We start from the raw sequence: 15,082 nt of genomic DNA on the forward strand, positions 1-15,082 counted from the left end.
CAAGGATTTCTCAATATTATTCAAGGGTCTAGTGCAATAGGAGGGTAACACAGATGGCGCGTAAGAACCCATTTGCCCATGTCATGGACGACCATGTTTCGGATGAAACCCGGCCGCTGCTCGACTATACCGTCAAGGGCGCTTCAAGGTCGATTTTGAATTCCATCGATGAGCTCGCCAGCCGTGCAGACAAATTGCTCGAAGGACAAACGATTGTCGAACTCGATCCCGATGTCGTAGATGCTTCCTTCATCAGGGATCGCCTCGAAGACGATGCCAAGGAATTCGAGGAGCTGGTGAACGGCATCAGGGACAGGGGACAGGATAGTCCCATTCTGGTCCGTCCGCATCCCAAGACCGACGGTCGCTACATGGTGGTTTTCGGCCACCGGCGGCTAAGGGCGGCCAAGACGTTGGGGCGTAAGGTCCGTGCCGTCGTCAAGGATATGGAAGATCGGGAGCATGTCGTTGCGCAGGGACAGGAGAACTCTGCCCGTGCCAACCTCTCTTTCATCGAACGCGCAGTCTTTGCCGGTGAGCTGTCGCGTCTTCACTACGACAATGACAACCACATCATCATGACGGCGCTGTCGCTTGATCGTGCGACGCTCTCAAAAATGCTGGCGGTCACAAGCATTCCACCGGAGATACTGGAAGCTATCGGGACTGCGAAGTCGATCGGCCGAGATCGCTGGTACGAATTGAAGATCTTACTGGAGAAGCCATCCAGTCTGGACAAGGCGATGACTTTCATTGTCAGCCCTGAATTTGCGGAGGGGACCAGTGACGAGCGCTTTCAAAGGCTCATGTCACACCTCAAGCAGAGCAAGCGCGTCGCGCGCAAGGTTCAGGAAAAATCATGGTCGCTGGCGAACAAAAGTGTCAGCGTCACAGCAAAGCATGATGGTAAGATATTCTCGCTGGCGCTGAAATCCAAGGATGCTGCGGCGTTCGGAGAGTATCTGTCGGAAAATCTGGAACAGCTTTACCACTCATTTTCCAGCCGTGACGCGAATAAAGCAAAAGACTGAACCGCACCAGAGAAAGGCCCGCAAAACGTTGTGGATGTGGAAGCGCTTCTCGAAATTATAGCCGACTATGAATCGGCATTTTCCGGAAACACCATCAAGAATGTTGGCTCCGTTTGGTGAGCAGATTTCTATTGCCTTATCGAAGGTGACGAGAAAATGCAGACAGGAAGTGTGACGACGCCCTTTGGTCGGCGGGAGATGACGCTTGGCCTGCTGGCAAGCCAATGCTCGGTCTTTCCGACAGGGCGCTGGCGGTGCTGAACGCGCTGCTGAGCTTCTATCCGGGCAATGAGCTCAGTGCAAAGCACGGCCTCGCTGTCTTTCCCTCCAACGCCCAGCTGTCGATCCGCGCCCACGGCATTGCGCCAGCGACGCTGCGCCGCCATCTGGCAGCGCTGATGGACGCCGGATTGCTGGTGCGCAAGGATAGCCCGAACGGCAAGCGCTTTGCGCGCCGGGACGGGGAGGGGGAGGTCGACCAGGCCTATGGCTTCAATATCGCCCCGCTAATTGCCCGCTCTGATGAAATCCAGACACTGGTAGCGCACGTCACCGTCGATCGCGTCCTGTTCAGGGCGATGCGCGAGCGCCTGTCGCTCTGCCGGCGTGACATTGCCAAGCTGATCGCGACGGCGCTGGAAGAGGGCGTGCCGGGTGACTGGCCTATGGTGCATGGGCATTTCCGCGATCTCATAGCCCGGATCCCACGCTCGCCCGACATCCATGACATCACGCCTATTGTCGAAGAGATCGATGAGGCCCCTGCGGCGGATGAGGCTTTCGAGCGCATAAGCCTAACGGATGGCCGTTTGGTGAAACCACGACGGCGAGCAGAGATCAACCGGGCCTAAAGGCGTTTCCGCTCGGGCTTGTGTTGCAGGCCTGCCCGGAAATCCTGTCCTGCGGCCCGGGCGGCAGTATCGGCAATTGGCGAGACCTGATGTGGGTCAGCCCCAGCGCCTACGAGGAGGCTTGCGCCATCATGGGGCCCGAGAATGCGGCGACCGTCACGGCCTGCGTGCTGGAACGGGCCGGCAGCATCACGTCGGCCGTCAGATATCTGCGCGACCTCACCTGCAGGACGGAGCGCGGCGAGTTCGCCATCGGCCCGATGCTGATGTCGCTCGCAAGGGCCAATGCCGGTAGACGCGAGCAGACAGGGTGCGGGAGTGGTAGATGCAGCGGAAATTTGGCTCCCTTTGGGTGCCGTTATGAGTACAAAATGCAAATAAAATATAGAGTTATTCGTTAGAAATTCGTCGAAGTCTTGAGCTGTAAAATAGGTATATGGGCAGATTTTATCGCGGCTCCGGTTTGTCAGGCAATTGTGTCGGTGTGCAGCTTACATCATAATCGAAATGGTCCTTGAAGAAAACTGTCATTGAGGGATGAAGCTGCGCCATGACCGATATCGATATCCACACGCTCGATGAGGCCGAACTGCTGGCATTGAACGAGCGTATCGTCGAGCGGCTTCATCTTCTCCATCGGCAAAAAACAGATCAAGCATTGCGGCAGATTAAGATTGGCAGTGCCGTCATGTTCGAGGCGACCGACGGCAAAACGATTACGGGGATCGTCATCCGTCGAAATCGTAAAACCGTCACGATCCATACCGATGACGAAAAGCACTGGAACGTCTCACCCACTCTTGTCAGGCTGATCGGTCGGCATGCTCTGGATGAGGGGGAACCCAAGGACGGTCGCGTGGTGCCCTTCACGAAGCCCGGCCGCCGATAACAGGTCGGAACAGGAACGCTCATCTTCGCCGTCCTTGCCGTAAGCTTCGCCAGCAGGAAGGCTCACGCTTGACGTGACGCTGTCCGTCTGAGCACGCGATGCCGAGGTGACCACATCCTTCCAGCGCCGTCAAAAGCCAGCCGTACGCTTTCAGATCAGGCATGTGGCGGTAAGGCGACGCCTCAATCCACGCCGTCTCGACGCCAGCGCCAAATGCCGGATAAGCATGGCATATGGCATATGGCATATGGCATATGGCATATGGCATATGGCATAGTCTAGACTCACACCCTCATGTGCAAGCAGAGCTCGAACCTCATTGCGCCGAAGTCACTACAAAGGCAGGGGACAGGATAGTCAGCAGTTCGGCAGACGCCGTGATCACCAGCCTTGAGGGGCAAGCGAATTCGTCACCGACGCCACTAATCGCTTTCCTGTATCCACGCCGCTCGCCTTCTTGGAAGTCTCCGTTTCGCTTCAATCATGTCTAGCATCAGGTACGCTGATCCGCGCTATCAGACCGTGGGGCTGATTGGAGGACAAGGAGATGCTGCCGCCGTGGGAGCGGGCGATGTAGGCCACAATAGACAGGCCGAGACCGAAGCCTGCTTGGCCGCGTCGTGACGGATCTCCTTTGAAGAACGGTTGGAGCACCTTTTCGCGGAGTTCCTCGGATACTCCCGGCCCGTCGTCGGCGACCGAGATGGAAAAGCCGGTTGCGGTTTGCCGGAGTTCAACACAGGCGGAGTTGGAAAACTTCGAGGCATTGTCGCAGAGGTTTGTAACAGCGCGCATCATGGAAAGCGGACGGCAATTGGCGATCATTTTATTGGGCCCGCGATAGGTCATGTTGAACCCAACGTCTGAGAAATCACTGCACACGGTCTGCAGGATGCTGGCGACGTCGACCCGTTCCACCTCCTCGGTGGCGTAGTCATCGCGAAGATAGTTCAGACTTTCTGTGAGCAACCTGTCCATATGGTCGATATCGGTCAGCAGCGCGTCTCGCGTAGAGCCGTCGCCCATACGCTCGATCCGCAATCTGAGCCGCGTCAGCGGCGTGCGCACATCGTGGCTGATGCCTCTCAGCATCTGCGTGCGGCCCTCGACCATGAGATGGATCCGGTTTCGCATGCCATTGAGCGCGCGCGCCAGAGAGACAATCTCGACGCTGCCGCGCTCTTCGAAAATACGCGAGCCGCTGCTGATGTCCGAAAGCGTTGCTGCTTCGGAGATTTTCTTGATGGGTTCTGTCACCGTCCGAATCGCGAAGATGAAGAAGAAGACGATGAGCACGATGACCGCCATGAAATAATACGTGCTTTGGCTGAGGAATGAGCTCGTTATGATCGTGTCCGGAAAACCGAAGGAAACGACGATGTTTTCCTCGTCGACCCGCTCCGCAATGACCCGTCGCTCATCTAGCAGCGCTCGCCATCCGCCGAGAGGCGGCTCGCCGTCCGGAGGAAACAGCAAGTCTGCAAACGTCTCGGCAACGCTCTGGAATTCGGACGAGCCCTTGAATTGCGAAACCATCGAAATCGGTGCGAGCGAGACATCCAGTCCTGCACGTCGGGCAGTTGCAACAATGGCGGGACGATCCGCTGAAGGGGTCTGCGACAGAAGCATCGCCAGGGTCTTCACCTGCTCGACAGCCCTTTCGAGGTTGGGTGCGGTAAAGTCTCGTTTGGCAAGGTTTTCCAGCGCCCGCCCACAGACAATGACCGTCACCAAAGCCACCAGAATGATGAGCGTGATCTGACCACGAAGGGTTTTGGGGATACTGGTGGCAGTCTTAGGCATCGACCTCCTCCACCGCCGCCGTGAAGACGTAGCCACCCATCCGGACCGTTTTGACAATCAAGGGATCGCGAGGGTCGAGTTCGATCTTTTGCCGCAGGCGACTTATATGAACGTCGATGCTGCGTTCGATCGGGCCGGCCAGACCCGCGTGGGTGAGAGCCAGCAGCTGTTCCCTGGTCAGCACTTGACCGGGGTTCTGACAAAAAGCGATCAGGAGGTCAAACTCATGTGTTGTCATGGCGACGCGCGCATGGCTCGGGTCGTGTACCTGCCGCCGGATCGGATCAATACGCCAGTTGTCGAAACGGAAAATGCGTTTTCGCCGAACCTCGATCGGAGGAGAGGCGAGTCTCGATCGGCGAAGTAGCCCTTTGATGCGGGCAACGAGTTCCCTGAGGACAAAGGGCTTGGTGACGTAGTCGTCCGCACCGATCTCGAGCCCGACAACCCTGTCGATATCGCTACTGACGGATGTCAGCATCAGGATGGGAATATCGCCGGCCCCGCGAAGCCTCCGGCATATGCTGAACCCGTCCTCACCAGGAAGCATCACATCGAGAACGACGAGATCGAAGTCATCCGCTCTCATCCTTGCATCCATGGCCGCACCGTCTGCCGCAATATCGACCACCATTCCCTGCTCCACGAGACTGTCCCGAACGAGACCTGCAATCTGGGCATCATCTTCGACAATGAGGATTTTCGGCGCATTGGACATGGGGGTGCAGGCTGGCTCCATGAGCAATTATCTCCCGTCGTTTATCTCTCATAACACGGTACGGCGCGCACCTGGGGAGCGAAAGATTAAGTTTTGTTGCTGGCGGGCAAGACCGGTTCCTCGGCTGAAACAAAACTTAACACAATGCAATGCACGCCCCGAAACCCATGTGGCAGAGATCAGGCACTGAATTTGCGTCGCTTTGTCGAGCGGCATGCAGCCCTACTGGAGTGCCTATGCTCAGCCGTATCCTTGCCTGCTGCGCCATCCTGTGCGCAACAGGACTAACTGCCTGTTCGGACGATGCGGCGCCTCCATCGAGGGCGCGCACTGTCAGGGTCGTGACAGTTCAATCGCAGCTTATTGGCCAAGCCTTCAGTCAAACCGGCGAGGTTCAGCCACGCTATCAGATCCCGATGAGCTTCCGGCTGGAGGGCAAGATTGTCTTTCGGATCGAGAACGGCACCTCCGTCAAAGCGGGCGATGTCCTCGCAAGTGTCGACAAGATCCCGTCATCTATCAACGTCTCGTCCGCGTCGGCGCAAGTCGATGTAGCAAAGTCCGACGTAGGGCTCGCCGAGCTCACCGCAGCGCGCAATTGGGAACTGTTTTCAAAAGATGCCATTTCGCGCGCCCAGCTTCAGCAAGGCGACGCCAATCTGCACGCAGCAAAATCAAAGCTGGAAGCCGCGAGCGCGGCTTTAGATAGCGCCAGACAGTCTCTCTCTTACACAGACCTGAGAGCTGATCGCGATGGCATAGTCTCCGGCGTCTCTGCTGGTGTGGGCCAGGTCGTTACCTCCGGCCAGACTGTAATGACGCTGAGCTCGAACGCGGAACTGGATGCGGTTTTCGATATCCCCGAGCAACTGTGGAACGAGAACCTGAACGACCCCGAGATCCAGATCAGGCTCCTATCCGACCCGACCAAGACCGCAACGGGAAAGGTGCGGGAGGTCACGCCATCGGCTGATGCAACAACCCGAACCTATCGCGTCAGGGTGACCTTGCAACACCCGGTTCAAGGCTTCCCGATGGGCGCTGCCGTCAGCGGCAAGGTGATCCTTTCGCCAAAGCGCCTGTTCGAGGTTCCATCTTCAGCACTTGTCCGTCTCGGACAGGATCAGGCAGTCTTTGTCTACGTGCCTCCGAGCAAAACCGTTCATGCGCGGGCCGTCAAGATAGAGAGGTACGCGGGCAGGAGCATGTTTGTTTCCGACGGCCTTGGCGACGGCGATCTTGTCGCGACAGCCGGTGTCACCAAGCTGCGTGACGGCGAAGCCGTCACCGTCGAGAAAGACGACCGCCTATGAACTCGCACCCAACCCCACCCTCGAACCGCTTCAATCTCTCCGTATGGGCAATCACCCACCGCTCACTGGTGATTTTCCTCATGCTCGCGACGATCACAGGCGGCCTGTTGAGTTATTTGGATCTGTCTCGCAATGAGGACCCTCCGTTTACCATCAAGACGATGGTCGTCAGCGCGAGCTGGCCCGGCGCGAACGTCGACGAAACTGTTAGTCTGCTGACCGATAAGCTTGAAAAGAAACTCTCCGAAACGCCACACCTCGATTATACGCAGAGTTATACGCGTCCTGGCCAAGCCGTGATCATGGTGAACTTGCGCGACGACACCCCGCCCGCAGAGGTCGATGGAATCTGGTACACAGTTCGCAAGAAGGTGTCGGATATCTCATCGACATTACCGGAAGGCGTCTCCGGGCCTTTCTTCGACGACGAATTCGGCGACACCTATGGAAGCATCTATGCCTTCCATGGCGATGGATTTAGCCCAAGAGAACTGCGCGATCGCGTCGAGGCAATCCGCGAGGCAATTCTCTCGCTACCCAATATCGGCAAGGTAAATCTTCTCGGCACCCAGGAAGAACAGGTTCTGATCGAGTTCTCGCCGGGCAAGCTTGCCAGTCTCGGGATCGATCCGGCTGCCGCAATCGAAGCGATCCGCGCCCAAAACGCCGTCAGTCCCGCCGGATTGATCCAGACGACGGAAGAAAAGATTTCTGTCCGGGTCAGCGGGGCTTTCGCTTCCGAGGACACTCTCAAGGACATGACGCTGAAGCTCGGCGGTCGCTATTTCAGGCTCGATTCGATAGCGACCATCTCGAGACGCAGCGTTGACCCGCCCGCACCAACCGTGCGCGTCAACGGCAAGGAAGTGATCGCACTTGCGATTTCCATGGCGAAGGACGGCAACCTCCTGACCTTTGGCCAGGCCCTTAAAACGCAGATGAAAGCCATTGCGTCCCAGCTGCCAGCCGGCATCGAAATGAGCGAGGTCGCGGATCAGTCTACAGTGGTCGAGGATGCAGTCGACGGCTTCACGAAAGTCCTGGTCGAAGCGATCATTATCGTCCTTGCCGTTTCTTTTGTGTCGCTGGGCACAAGGGCCGGCCTGGTGGTGACGATCTCCATACCTCTCGTCCTGGCCCTGACATTTTTCGGTATGGAAATCGCCGGCGTCGGTCTTCAGCGGATCTCCTTGGGGGCTCTCATCATTGCCCTGGGTCTGCTGGTCGACGATGCCATGATCACCGTCGAAAGCATGGTCTCCTGCCTGGAGAATGGCAAGTCGCGCTCCGTTGCCGCGACATACGCCTACGAGACAACCGCCTTCCCCATGCTGACCGGCACAGCGGTCATGATCGCCGGTTTCATTCCCGTCGGCTTTGCGGCGTCCAGTGCCGGAGAATATACATTCTCGCTGTTCATGGTGATCTTCATCGCACTGTCGTCGTCCTGGATCGTGGCGGTTCTCTTTTCGCCCCTTCTCGGCACGTGGATATTGCCGAAGGCACTGGCTCACTCTCACGGCGAAGCGGGCCGGATATCGACCCTCTATCGCAGGAGCGTGGCCTGGACGCTGCGGCATCGCTGGCTGACGATCATCTGCTCGCTTGTGGCATTCGGACTGTCGGTTGCGGGCTTCGGTCGCCTCGAGCAGCAGTTCTTCCCGGCATCCGACAGGCCGGAGCTGTTAATTGGCCTGACCCTGCCCCAGAACGCGTCGCGGGCAGCAACAGAGATCCGCGCCAAGCAGTTGGAGGATGTTCTCGCCAAGGACCCGGACATCGATCACTACACCACCTATGTCGGATCGGGGTCTGTCCGGTTCTACCTTCCGATGGACCTTCAACTCGAAAACGACAATGTGACCGAAACCGTTGTGGTCGCCAAAAGCGTCGAGGCTAGGGACGCCGTCCGCCAGAGAATTGAAACTGCGCTGGACGACAAGTTCTCGGATCTGGTGACGCGCGTCTCGCCGCTCGAACTTGGGCCTCCCGTCGGTTGGCCTCTGAAATTTCGGGTGTCCGGGCCCGATTATCAGCAGGTTCGCGTCCTGTCGGCAAGAGTTGCATCCATCATCGGCAGCAATCCGGATGCCTGCGACGTCAATATGACCGCCGGAGAGCCGCAAAAGAGCGTGACCATTCTGGTGAACCAGACCGAGGCCCGGGCGCTCGGCATGAGTTCGGAATCGATCGCCAACCAGATCACAGCGATCTTTTCCGGATCGACCGTCACCACGATCCGCGACAGGAACAGGCTGGTGGATGTCGTCGTCAAGGGCACCGAGGCTGACCGCACGTCCGTTGCCGAGGTGAGCAATCTTGAGCTTCGTACCGGCGACGGAAGCCATGTGCCGCTTCGTCAGGTGGCGACCGTTGCCTACGGCATGGAAGACCCGATCATCTGGAGGCGGCAAGGCAAACCGATGATCATCGTGCAGTCGGACGTCCAGAATGGCGCCCTCGCCGCAACGGTCGCTGGAAAGGTCGACGAACAGCTCAACGCGCTGCGTCAGGATCTTCCCTTCGGCTACACCATCACCGCAGGCGGTATCACGGAAGAATCCGACAAGGGCAATTCCTCCATCTTCGCGGTCGTTCCCGTCATGATATTCGTCATCGTCGCCCTCCTCATGATCCAATTGCAGAATTTCACGCGCATGGCGCTTGCTCTCCTGATGGCTCCGTTCGGGCTTGTCGGTGTGGTTCTTGCGATGCTGCCGACCGGCACGCCAATGGGCTTTGTTGCGCAACTCGGTGTGATTGCCCTTGCCGGCATGATTATTCGCAACGCGGTCATCCTCATTCAGGAGATCGACCAGAATGTTGCGCGGGGACAACTGCCCGACGAGGCGATCATCGCGGCATCCCTCCACCGTGCACGACCGATCGTCCTGACAGCCTGCGCTGCCATCCTTGGCATGATCCCGATCGCCTCCGAGATCTTCTGGGGCCCGATGGCCTCGGCGATCATCGGCGGGCTCGCGGTTGCCACGCTCCTGACCCTGACCCTCCTGCCCTCAGCGATGTCGCTTTTGCTTGCGGCAGAAGCCAGGCGGGCCGTTCCCGCGCGATCGCAGCAGAGCGCTGTAGACCTGGGTTGACGGAGGCGAGCCGCAACGGCAACCCGATTCCACGACAATGTGTATCTCCCTGAAAATTGGACTTTAATGGCTATGACGATCAAAGACTTGCGCCAGACCGTTTTCAAAACCCATCTCGTCATCTGGAAGGCGGCCGGACTTTGTGTCGCGCTCAGTCTTGCAAGTTGCAGCTCGGTTCCGCTGACCGAGTCCGGGGCGCTGACGTCATACGGCAGTCTGGGAGCGAGCGAAGGGCGCTTTAGCAAGTCCCGCTCCTACGTAGATACACCAGCATTGCTGGCTGCGACTACAGTTGCAATTTCTTCGACACGCTTGTCGCCTCAGGCCTCCTCGAGCATTCACAATACTGGCGACGGGCGTCTGGTCTCCAATGCCCTTGATCGAGCGCTCTGCATCGGCCTCAGCGATCGATACAACATCGTTGGTCCCGGCGAGCCCGCCGACATCACCGTCAAGGCCGTCATCACGGACATCGTGCCAACCGGCAAGTTCGCGGCCGGATTATCGACGGCCGTCAGTCTGGGAAGCTCGGTCGTCCTGCCCGTTGGCGTGCCTCGCCTCCCCATTGGCCTTGGAGGACTAGCGGTGGAAGCGGAAGCCCTCGACAAGGACGGCATGCAGAGGGCAGCCATCGTTTGGTCCCGCGGCGCGAACTCGATCACCAATCAAGCGAGGGTCTCCGAAGTCGGAGACGCCTACGGCCTTGCCTCTGCCTTTGCCGGTCAATTCGCAGAAATGCTTGTGAAAGGAAAGAACACCTCTGGTTTACACGTGTCGCTCCCATCCCGGCAGAAATTGCGGTCACAACTCGGTGGGGCACCAAAGAACGCTGCCTGTGAAGCTTACGGTCGTGCACCCGGTGTCTCCGGATTGGCCCTGAGCCTTCTTGGCACGCCACCATCCTGGAGCGATTCTGGCCCTAAGCTTTAGCGCTTGGCCACGGCATCTTTCAAAGAGGCAGAGCCCTTTCCTGACGCGCTGCAGCCAAGCTGCGTCCCAATACCGAGAGCAGGACCATTGATATTTCAACCAGTTGATAAAAGGCAGCTACCTGAGACCTCGCCTCTTCCTTCGTTCGCGCCAACGTTCGATCTTGCAATCGTCGTTTCGCCGACCGACATCGATGAGCAGGGGCACGTCAACAATTCCATCTATCTTCAGTGGGTGCAGAAAGCCGTCCTCGGCTACTGGCACCACATCGCACCAACCGATGCCCGGAGCGATCTGGTTTGGGTCGCACTAGCTCATCACATCCGATATAGAAAGCCGGTGCTCCTGGGCGATCCCATCCGTGCTTTGGTGACCGCGACCCACGCGTCTGGACCTCGGGCATCCTTCACAACGCTGGTGAAGCGTCGCGATGAGCTTTGCGCGGAAATAGAAAGCTCCTGGTGCTGCATCGACGCCTCGACAAGGCGTCCCCATCGACTGGCAAGGGAAATCATAAGGGCCTTCCTGCCTGCGTGACAGAGGGAGTAAATCTCACGACTGGCGTTATCAATCGAGCGATCTGGCGCGGTCCGGGCAAGTTACCCCAAATCTTAAAGCGCGTTTTTTTCAATTCCTTCGCTTTTCAAAGCAGTTACTTGGCCGTGACAACATTGGCGGCGGCCTCTGAGAGTGAACGCTGACTGAATAGTGTCTTCAGCTTCCATTCCAAAACTGGCGTCTAGAAATGGGGTGTTCAACCGCGGTCCTATCCGCCTGAGGAGACAAAGTCATGATCCGCACGTCTTTCATTGCAACCGCACTCGTCGCTCTCGTTGGTCTTACCGCCGCAGCCCCTGCCATGGCCAACGATGTGCGTATCGAACAATATGGCTGGTCGAATTCTGCCGGTGGCGCGCAGGAAGGGTTCGAAAATAGGATCAGGACCTATCAGAACGGTGGCTACAACCGGATTGTCGGCCATCAATACGGTCGTCATAACCTTTCGGCTGTCGGTCAGGAGGGCAATGGCAATTACGGCGCCACCTATCAGAACGGTAACCGCAACGTAGCTGGTATTGGCCAGTTTGGCTCCAATCACACGACTATCCTTACCCAGGATGGCAACGGCAATATCGCAGCCGGCGTCCAGGTCGGTAGCGGCTGCAGCGCAAATGTCAGCCAGGGCGGCAACGGCAACGTCGCAGCCTTCGTCCAGACCTGCCCGTAAGCTGCGGCTCGATGACGTCGAAGAGGTCAAGTTCGCAACCGCAGACAATAGGGGATGACCCATGCCAAATAGCGTTGAATATCCGCGCCGTCTGATGACAATTCTTGCGCTGGCCCTGCTTCCCGTGACCGCCGTCGCGGCGATGATGACGGCTGGGCAACCTGACGCGGCGCAGCTTTGCCGCATCGAAGTATCGCCCGGAGCAGGTGTGGTGAAACTGGACGCGCGTGTCGACGTCGATAAGCATGTCAGCGGAACCTACACATTCCGTGTCGAGAAGACGGGGAACGGCGGTATCTCTACGACTAATCAGAGTGGCGATTTTGATGCGACAGTCGGACATCCGACAATCCTCAGCTCCGTCTCCCTCGAAACTGGAGGCATCAAATACAAAGCCACATTGGATGTTCTGATCGGGGACAAGAGTTTCAGCTGCTCGAAACAGATCCCCGGCAGCTAAAGGCTCAGCACTCTGCAATCCCTGAAAAAGGGCGCCGTTTTGGCGCCCTTTTTGCTTTCGACCAACACCACACCACTGAACGACAAGTGAACGGGCAATTCCAATCTGGTTCAGCGACAGGATGCGAAAGTTGATCAACGGCCGAGGTAGCCGATGAATGGAGACGAGGATGACCCGCAACGTGATTAAAATCCTTACCGTCGCTCTTCTTGCTGGGAGCATCGGGCAAGTAGCCTTGTCTGTGCCAGCCTATGCCGGCGGCCAGATCTCTTTCAATCTCGCGCCGGACAATGCTGAGGATAGCGGTCTTTTCTCAACAGGACTGCGCGTCTATACGCTCTTCCGCGGCCTGAAAGGTGCTGACATCCGCCAGCTGGGCCGGGGGAATGTGGCTGGCATCGCTCAGGCGGGTCGCGGCAATCTTGGATTCATCCAGCAACACGGCAACGGTCATTCCGCAACCTTGCGGCAGAATGGCGACAACAACGCCTACGGTATATTTCAATATGGGCGCAATGCTCGAACCGACGTGGTCCAGGACGGGAACAACGGCAGCGGCGCTACCTTTAGCTACGGCTGGTAACGCAGTTCATCAATGTAAAGAGGTCGGTCGAGGTCGGTCATACGCGTCACCATACTCAGGACAACGCGGCGCTTGCGTGCATCGGTCAGCAGGTCGATAGAAAGCCTGGTGCGCAAGGAGAACGGCGATGCGGCCACGCATACGTTGGCGACCGGGAACGACGCGGCATTTGCCGTTGACTAATTGCTGCGCTAAGAGAGCTGACACGCACAGAAAGCGCGCCGTTGTGTAACTTGAAGTTCGGATGCGGCTGGCACCAAAATGGGCTCACTCAATTGTCCAACTGGGCGCCTGATCCAGTCCAAACAATTGAGGAAAGTGCATGCCATCAACCGACCGAATCGTCCTTGAACCCTGGTACGACAAAGCATTGTTTTATCTGTTGGTTGACAGTTACCGGCGCATTGTCGGCAAGGCGCTGGTGCCCGATGACAGCGATGCGCATTGGCTCTATCATCACGCCCCATTCGCTGTGGTCGCTCACAACACCGATCCAGATCCGCTCTTCATCTATGCGAATATGTCAGCTCAACGTTGTTTTGAATATGACTGGCAAGAGTTTACGTCCTTACCATCCCGTCTTTCCGCCGAAGTTCCCAATCGTGCTGACCGACAACTGCTTTTGGAGACAGTTGCACGCGACGGGCATGCTTCCGGGTACAGGGGCGCTCGGATAGCAAAGTCTGGGCGTCGCTTTTGGATCGAGGATGGCTGTGTCTGGCAGTTGACCGAGCAAGACGGTCTGACGTACGGGCAAGCTGCAACATTTTCGATCACAGACTAGGCGGTCTGCTAATTTACGCGCACGAAAGTGGGGCTGGTCGTTGAGCACCGCTCGCCCGGCGAACGCCTACGCCTGACGCCCTATCGCTTCCGTCTTTTCTGCTTATCGACGATCCTGTCGATCCAGCGCTGCTTATGCAGGTTCACGGTACAGCTCAGTCGAGGCGGCATGCCCATCAATCATATTGCGGAACTTGGCTGCTATCGGCAGGTGGCCTTTCTCCGCGTCCCACACTGCGCGGAAACGTTCGACTGTCTTGCGTGCGGTGTCGAGCACCAGCTTTTCGGACAATTCCACCTTGGCGGCGAGACGCGCCAGTTCGTCCATTGACAACGCGGCCATGTTCTTCGTCCTCGAGAAGTTTAGTGCCGCCGTATCCTCACCTTCGATATGGGTATCGTCGATAGCAGGTCGTAAGCGGGTGAAAGCGCCGGTGTTCGTCTGTCGGAATAGATCAGCGACCAGTTCTTCAGATGCATGTCGCCATTGCATATCAGCGTACTAAATACGAGCCGCCGTATGAACTCGGCGACGAGATTCCCAGCATGCGCGTGATGCTGGGGTAATTGCCTTTGCTGTACCTATCGTCGGGTTTTACGCCGAACACCTGTGCGAAATTCTCGATATGGACCGGCCCGTGCGTTGTGCGATCAAAGCGCCTTATCGCCAGCGCCTACCCTTGCAACTCACTGAGACCTTGCGGTAGGCCGCTGACGGCTTCCAGATCGACCAGCTGAATCTCGGGTACGTTCATCCCCGTCATACCGGCGATCGTCATCATCGCGAACTCGTTCTCGGGAACGCCGCTATATTGTTGCGACGGCAGTTCACGATCCATGAACCGCCAGCCCGTCCGCCGGTATGGTCAGGCCACCTGCCTTTCCCGTGTTCCAGAATCCGGAGAATTTCAGCTGCACGCCGGCCAGCGAAAACCGCAAGGCTGCCTAGAGAGGCTGCTCGCGATCGGCGAGCTCATCTCGTACCATGTCTGCGCGCGCGCAGTTGCCTGGCCGTCCCTCAAGGTGGCAACCGCATCTATATTTTCACCCCAACCGGCAGACGTAACGCATCCAATGTAAGCGTGATCGACGACGACGGAAGGAGGCTACAGAGGCCTCAACTGCAACGCTGAGTCGGTGGGTCGCATCTCGCGGGCCTGTTTTAGGGTCCTATAACGTAGATAAATGACCGAGTTTCACCTGAGCGCTGTAAATTATCTACAGGCACTAAGGCTATGAAAGATAACACCATTTGAGATTAACGCGAGTGATGTTAACGTCTCGTTACCCAAAATGCGGTTGCAGCACGTCCAGAATCGCTGCTTAGTGCAAGCATCGGAGCAACGCCATATTTCCGCTTGGCAACGCTATTTAGGATAATCGGCTTCTGAA

Annotated in this window: 12 protein-coding genes and 2 pseudogenes; 11 read left to right on the forward strand and 3 right to left on the reverse strand. The window is 57.6% G+C overall.

The genetic code is table 11. The features are described from left to right. The first annotated feature begins 53 nt into the window (after positions 1–53). The 3 genes and pseudogenes from repB to PR018_RS24800 all read left to right on the forward strand — a co-directional run bounded on the left by repB (position 54) and on the right by PR018_RS24800 (position 2,771). Positions 54–1,031, forward strand: coding sequence for a plasmid partitioning protein RepB (gene repB / locus PR018_RS24790; RefSeq protein WP_142831346.1), 978 nt, complete (start codon positions 54–56; stop codon positions 1,029–1,031). A gap of 156 nt (positions 1,032–1,187) precedes the next feature. Then, positions 1,188–2,169: pseudogene (gene repC / locus PR018_RS24795) on the forward strand (plasmid replication protein RepC); the annotation flags it as partial. 263 nt (positions 2,170–2,432) lie between these two features. Then, positions 2,433–2,771, forward strand: coding sequence for a hypothetical protein (locus PR018_RS24800; RefSeq protein ID WP_142832370.1), 339 nt, complete (start codon positions 2,433–2,435; stop codon positions 2,769–2,771). A gap of 477 nt (positions 2,772–3,248) precedes the next feature. On the opposite strand, the gene PR018_RS24805 is transcribed toward PR018_RS24800, so the two are convergent. Further along, positions 3,249–4,574 (reverse strand): ATP-binding protein, encoded by a 1,326-nt coding sequence (locus PR018_RS24805; protein WP_142832369.1) that lies wholly within the window; start codon positions 4,572–4,574, stop codon positions 3,249–3,251. Next, positions 4,567–5,313 (reverse strand): response regulator, encoded by a 747-nt coding sequence (locus PR018_RS24810; protein WP_224128743.1) that lies wholly within the window; start codon positions 5,311–5,313, stop codon positions 4,567–4,569. The genes PR018_RS24805 and PR018_RS24810 overlap by 8 nt, the downstream gene beginning before the upstream one ends. Positions 5,314–5,528: 215 nt before the next feature. Between PR018_RS24810 and PR018_RS24815 the strand changes: the two genes are divergently transcribed. The 8 genes from PR018_RS24815 to PR018_RS24850 all read left to right on the forward strand — a co-directional run bounded on the left by PR018_RS24815 (position 5,529) and on the right by PR018_RS24850 (position 13,691). Further along, positions 5,529–6,605 (forward strand): efflux RND transporter periplasmic adaptor subunit, encoded by a 1,077-nt coding sequence (locus PR018_RS24815; RefSeq protein WP_142832368.1) that lies wholly within the window; start codon positions 5,529–5,531, stop codon positions 6,603–6,605. Next, positions 6,602–9,706 carry an efflux RND transporter permease subunit gene (locus PR018_RS24820; RefSeq protein ID WP_142832367.1) on the forward strand — a complete coding sequence of 1,035 codons (3,105 nt, stop codon included), beginning with the start codon at positions 6,602–6,604 and terminating at the stop codon, positions 9,704–9,706. The genes PR018_RS24815 and PR018_RS24820 overlap by 4 nt, the downstream gene beginning before the upstream one ends. Before the next feature lie 72 nt (positions 9,707–9,778). After that, the gene (locus PR018_RS24825) at positions 9,779–10,636 is read left to right on the forward strand and encodes a DUF3313 domain-containing protein (RefSeq protein WP_224128747.1); all 858 of its coding nucleotides are present in this window, start codon (positions 9,779–9,781) and stop codon (positions 10,634–10,636) included. An 87-nt stretch (positions 10,637–10,723) separates the two neighbouring features. After that, positions 10,724–11,173 carry an acyl-CoA thioesterase gene (locus PR018_RS24830; RefSeq protein WP_209186270.1) on the forward strand — a complete coding sequence of 150 codons (450 nt, stop codon included), beginning with the start codon at positions 10,724–10,726 and terminating at the stop codon, positions 11,171–11,173. Between the two features lie 253 nt (positions 11,174–11,426). Next, positions 11,427–11,864, forward strand: coding sequence for a curlin (locus PR018_RS24835; RefSeq protein WP_142832365.1), 438 nt, complete (start codon positions 11,427–11,429; stop codon positions 11,862–11,864). Positions 11,865–11,925: 61 nt separating this feature from the next. Beyond that, the gene (gene csgH, locus PR018_RS24840; protein ID WP_142832364.1) at positions 11,926–12,324 is read left to right on the forward strand and encodes a curli-like amyloid fiber formation chaperone CsgH; all 399 of its coding nucleotides are present in this window, start codon (positions 11,926–11,928) and stop codon (positions 12,322–12,324) included. Positions 12,325–12,493: 169 nt separating this feature from the next. Then, positions 12,494–12,907 (forward strand): curlin, encoded by a 414-nt coding sequence (locus PR018_RS24845; RefSeq protein ID WP_142832363.1) that lies wholly within the window; start codon positions 12,494–12,496, stop codon positions 12,905–12,907. Positions 12,908–13,229: 322 nt separating this feature from the next. Continuing rightward, complete coding sequence (locus PR018_RS24850) at positions 13,230–13,691, forward strand: MEKHLA domain-containing protein (protein ID WP_142832362.1); 462 nt, start codon at positions 13,230–13,232, stop codon at positions 13,689–13,691. A gap of 132 nt (positions 13,692–13,823) precedes the next feature. Here PR018_RS24850 and PR018_RS24855 read toward each other — a convergent pair. Further along, positions 13,824–14,632: pseudogene (locus tag PR018_RS24855) on the reverse strand (type II toxin-antitoxin system HipA family toxin); the annotation flags it as partial. Positions 14,633–15,082: the final 450 nt, after the last annotated feature.

The organism is Rhizobium rhododendri, from assembly GCF_007000325.2.
Taxonomy (GTDB): Bacteria; Pseudomonadota; Alphaproteobacteria; order Rhizobiales; family Rhizobiaceae; genus Rhizobium; species Rhizobium rhododendri.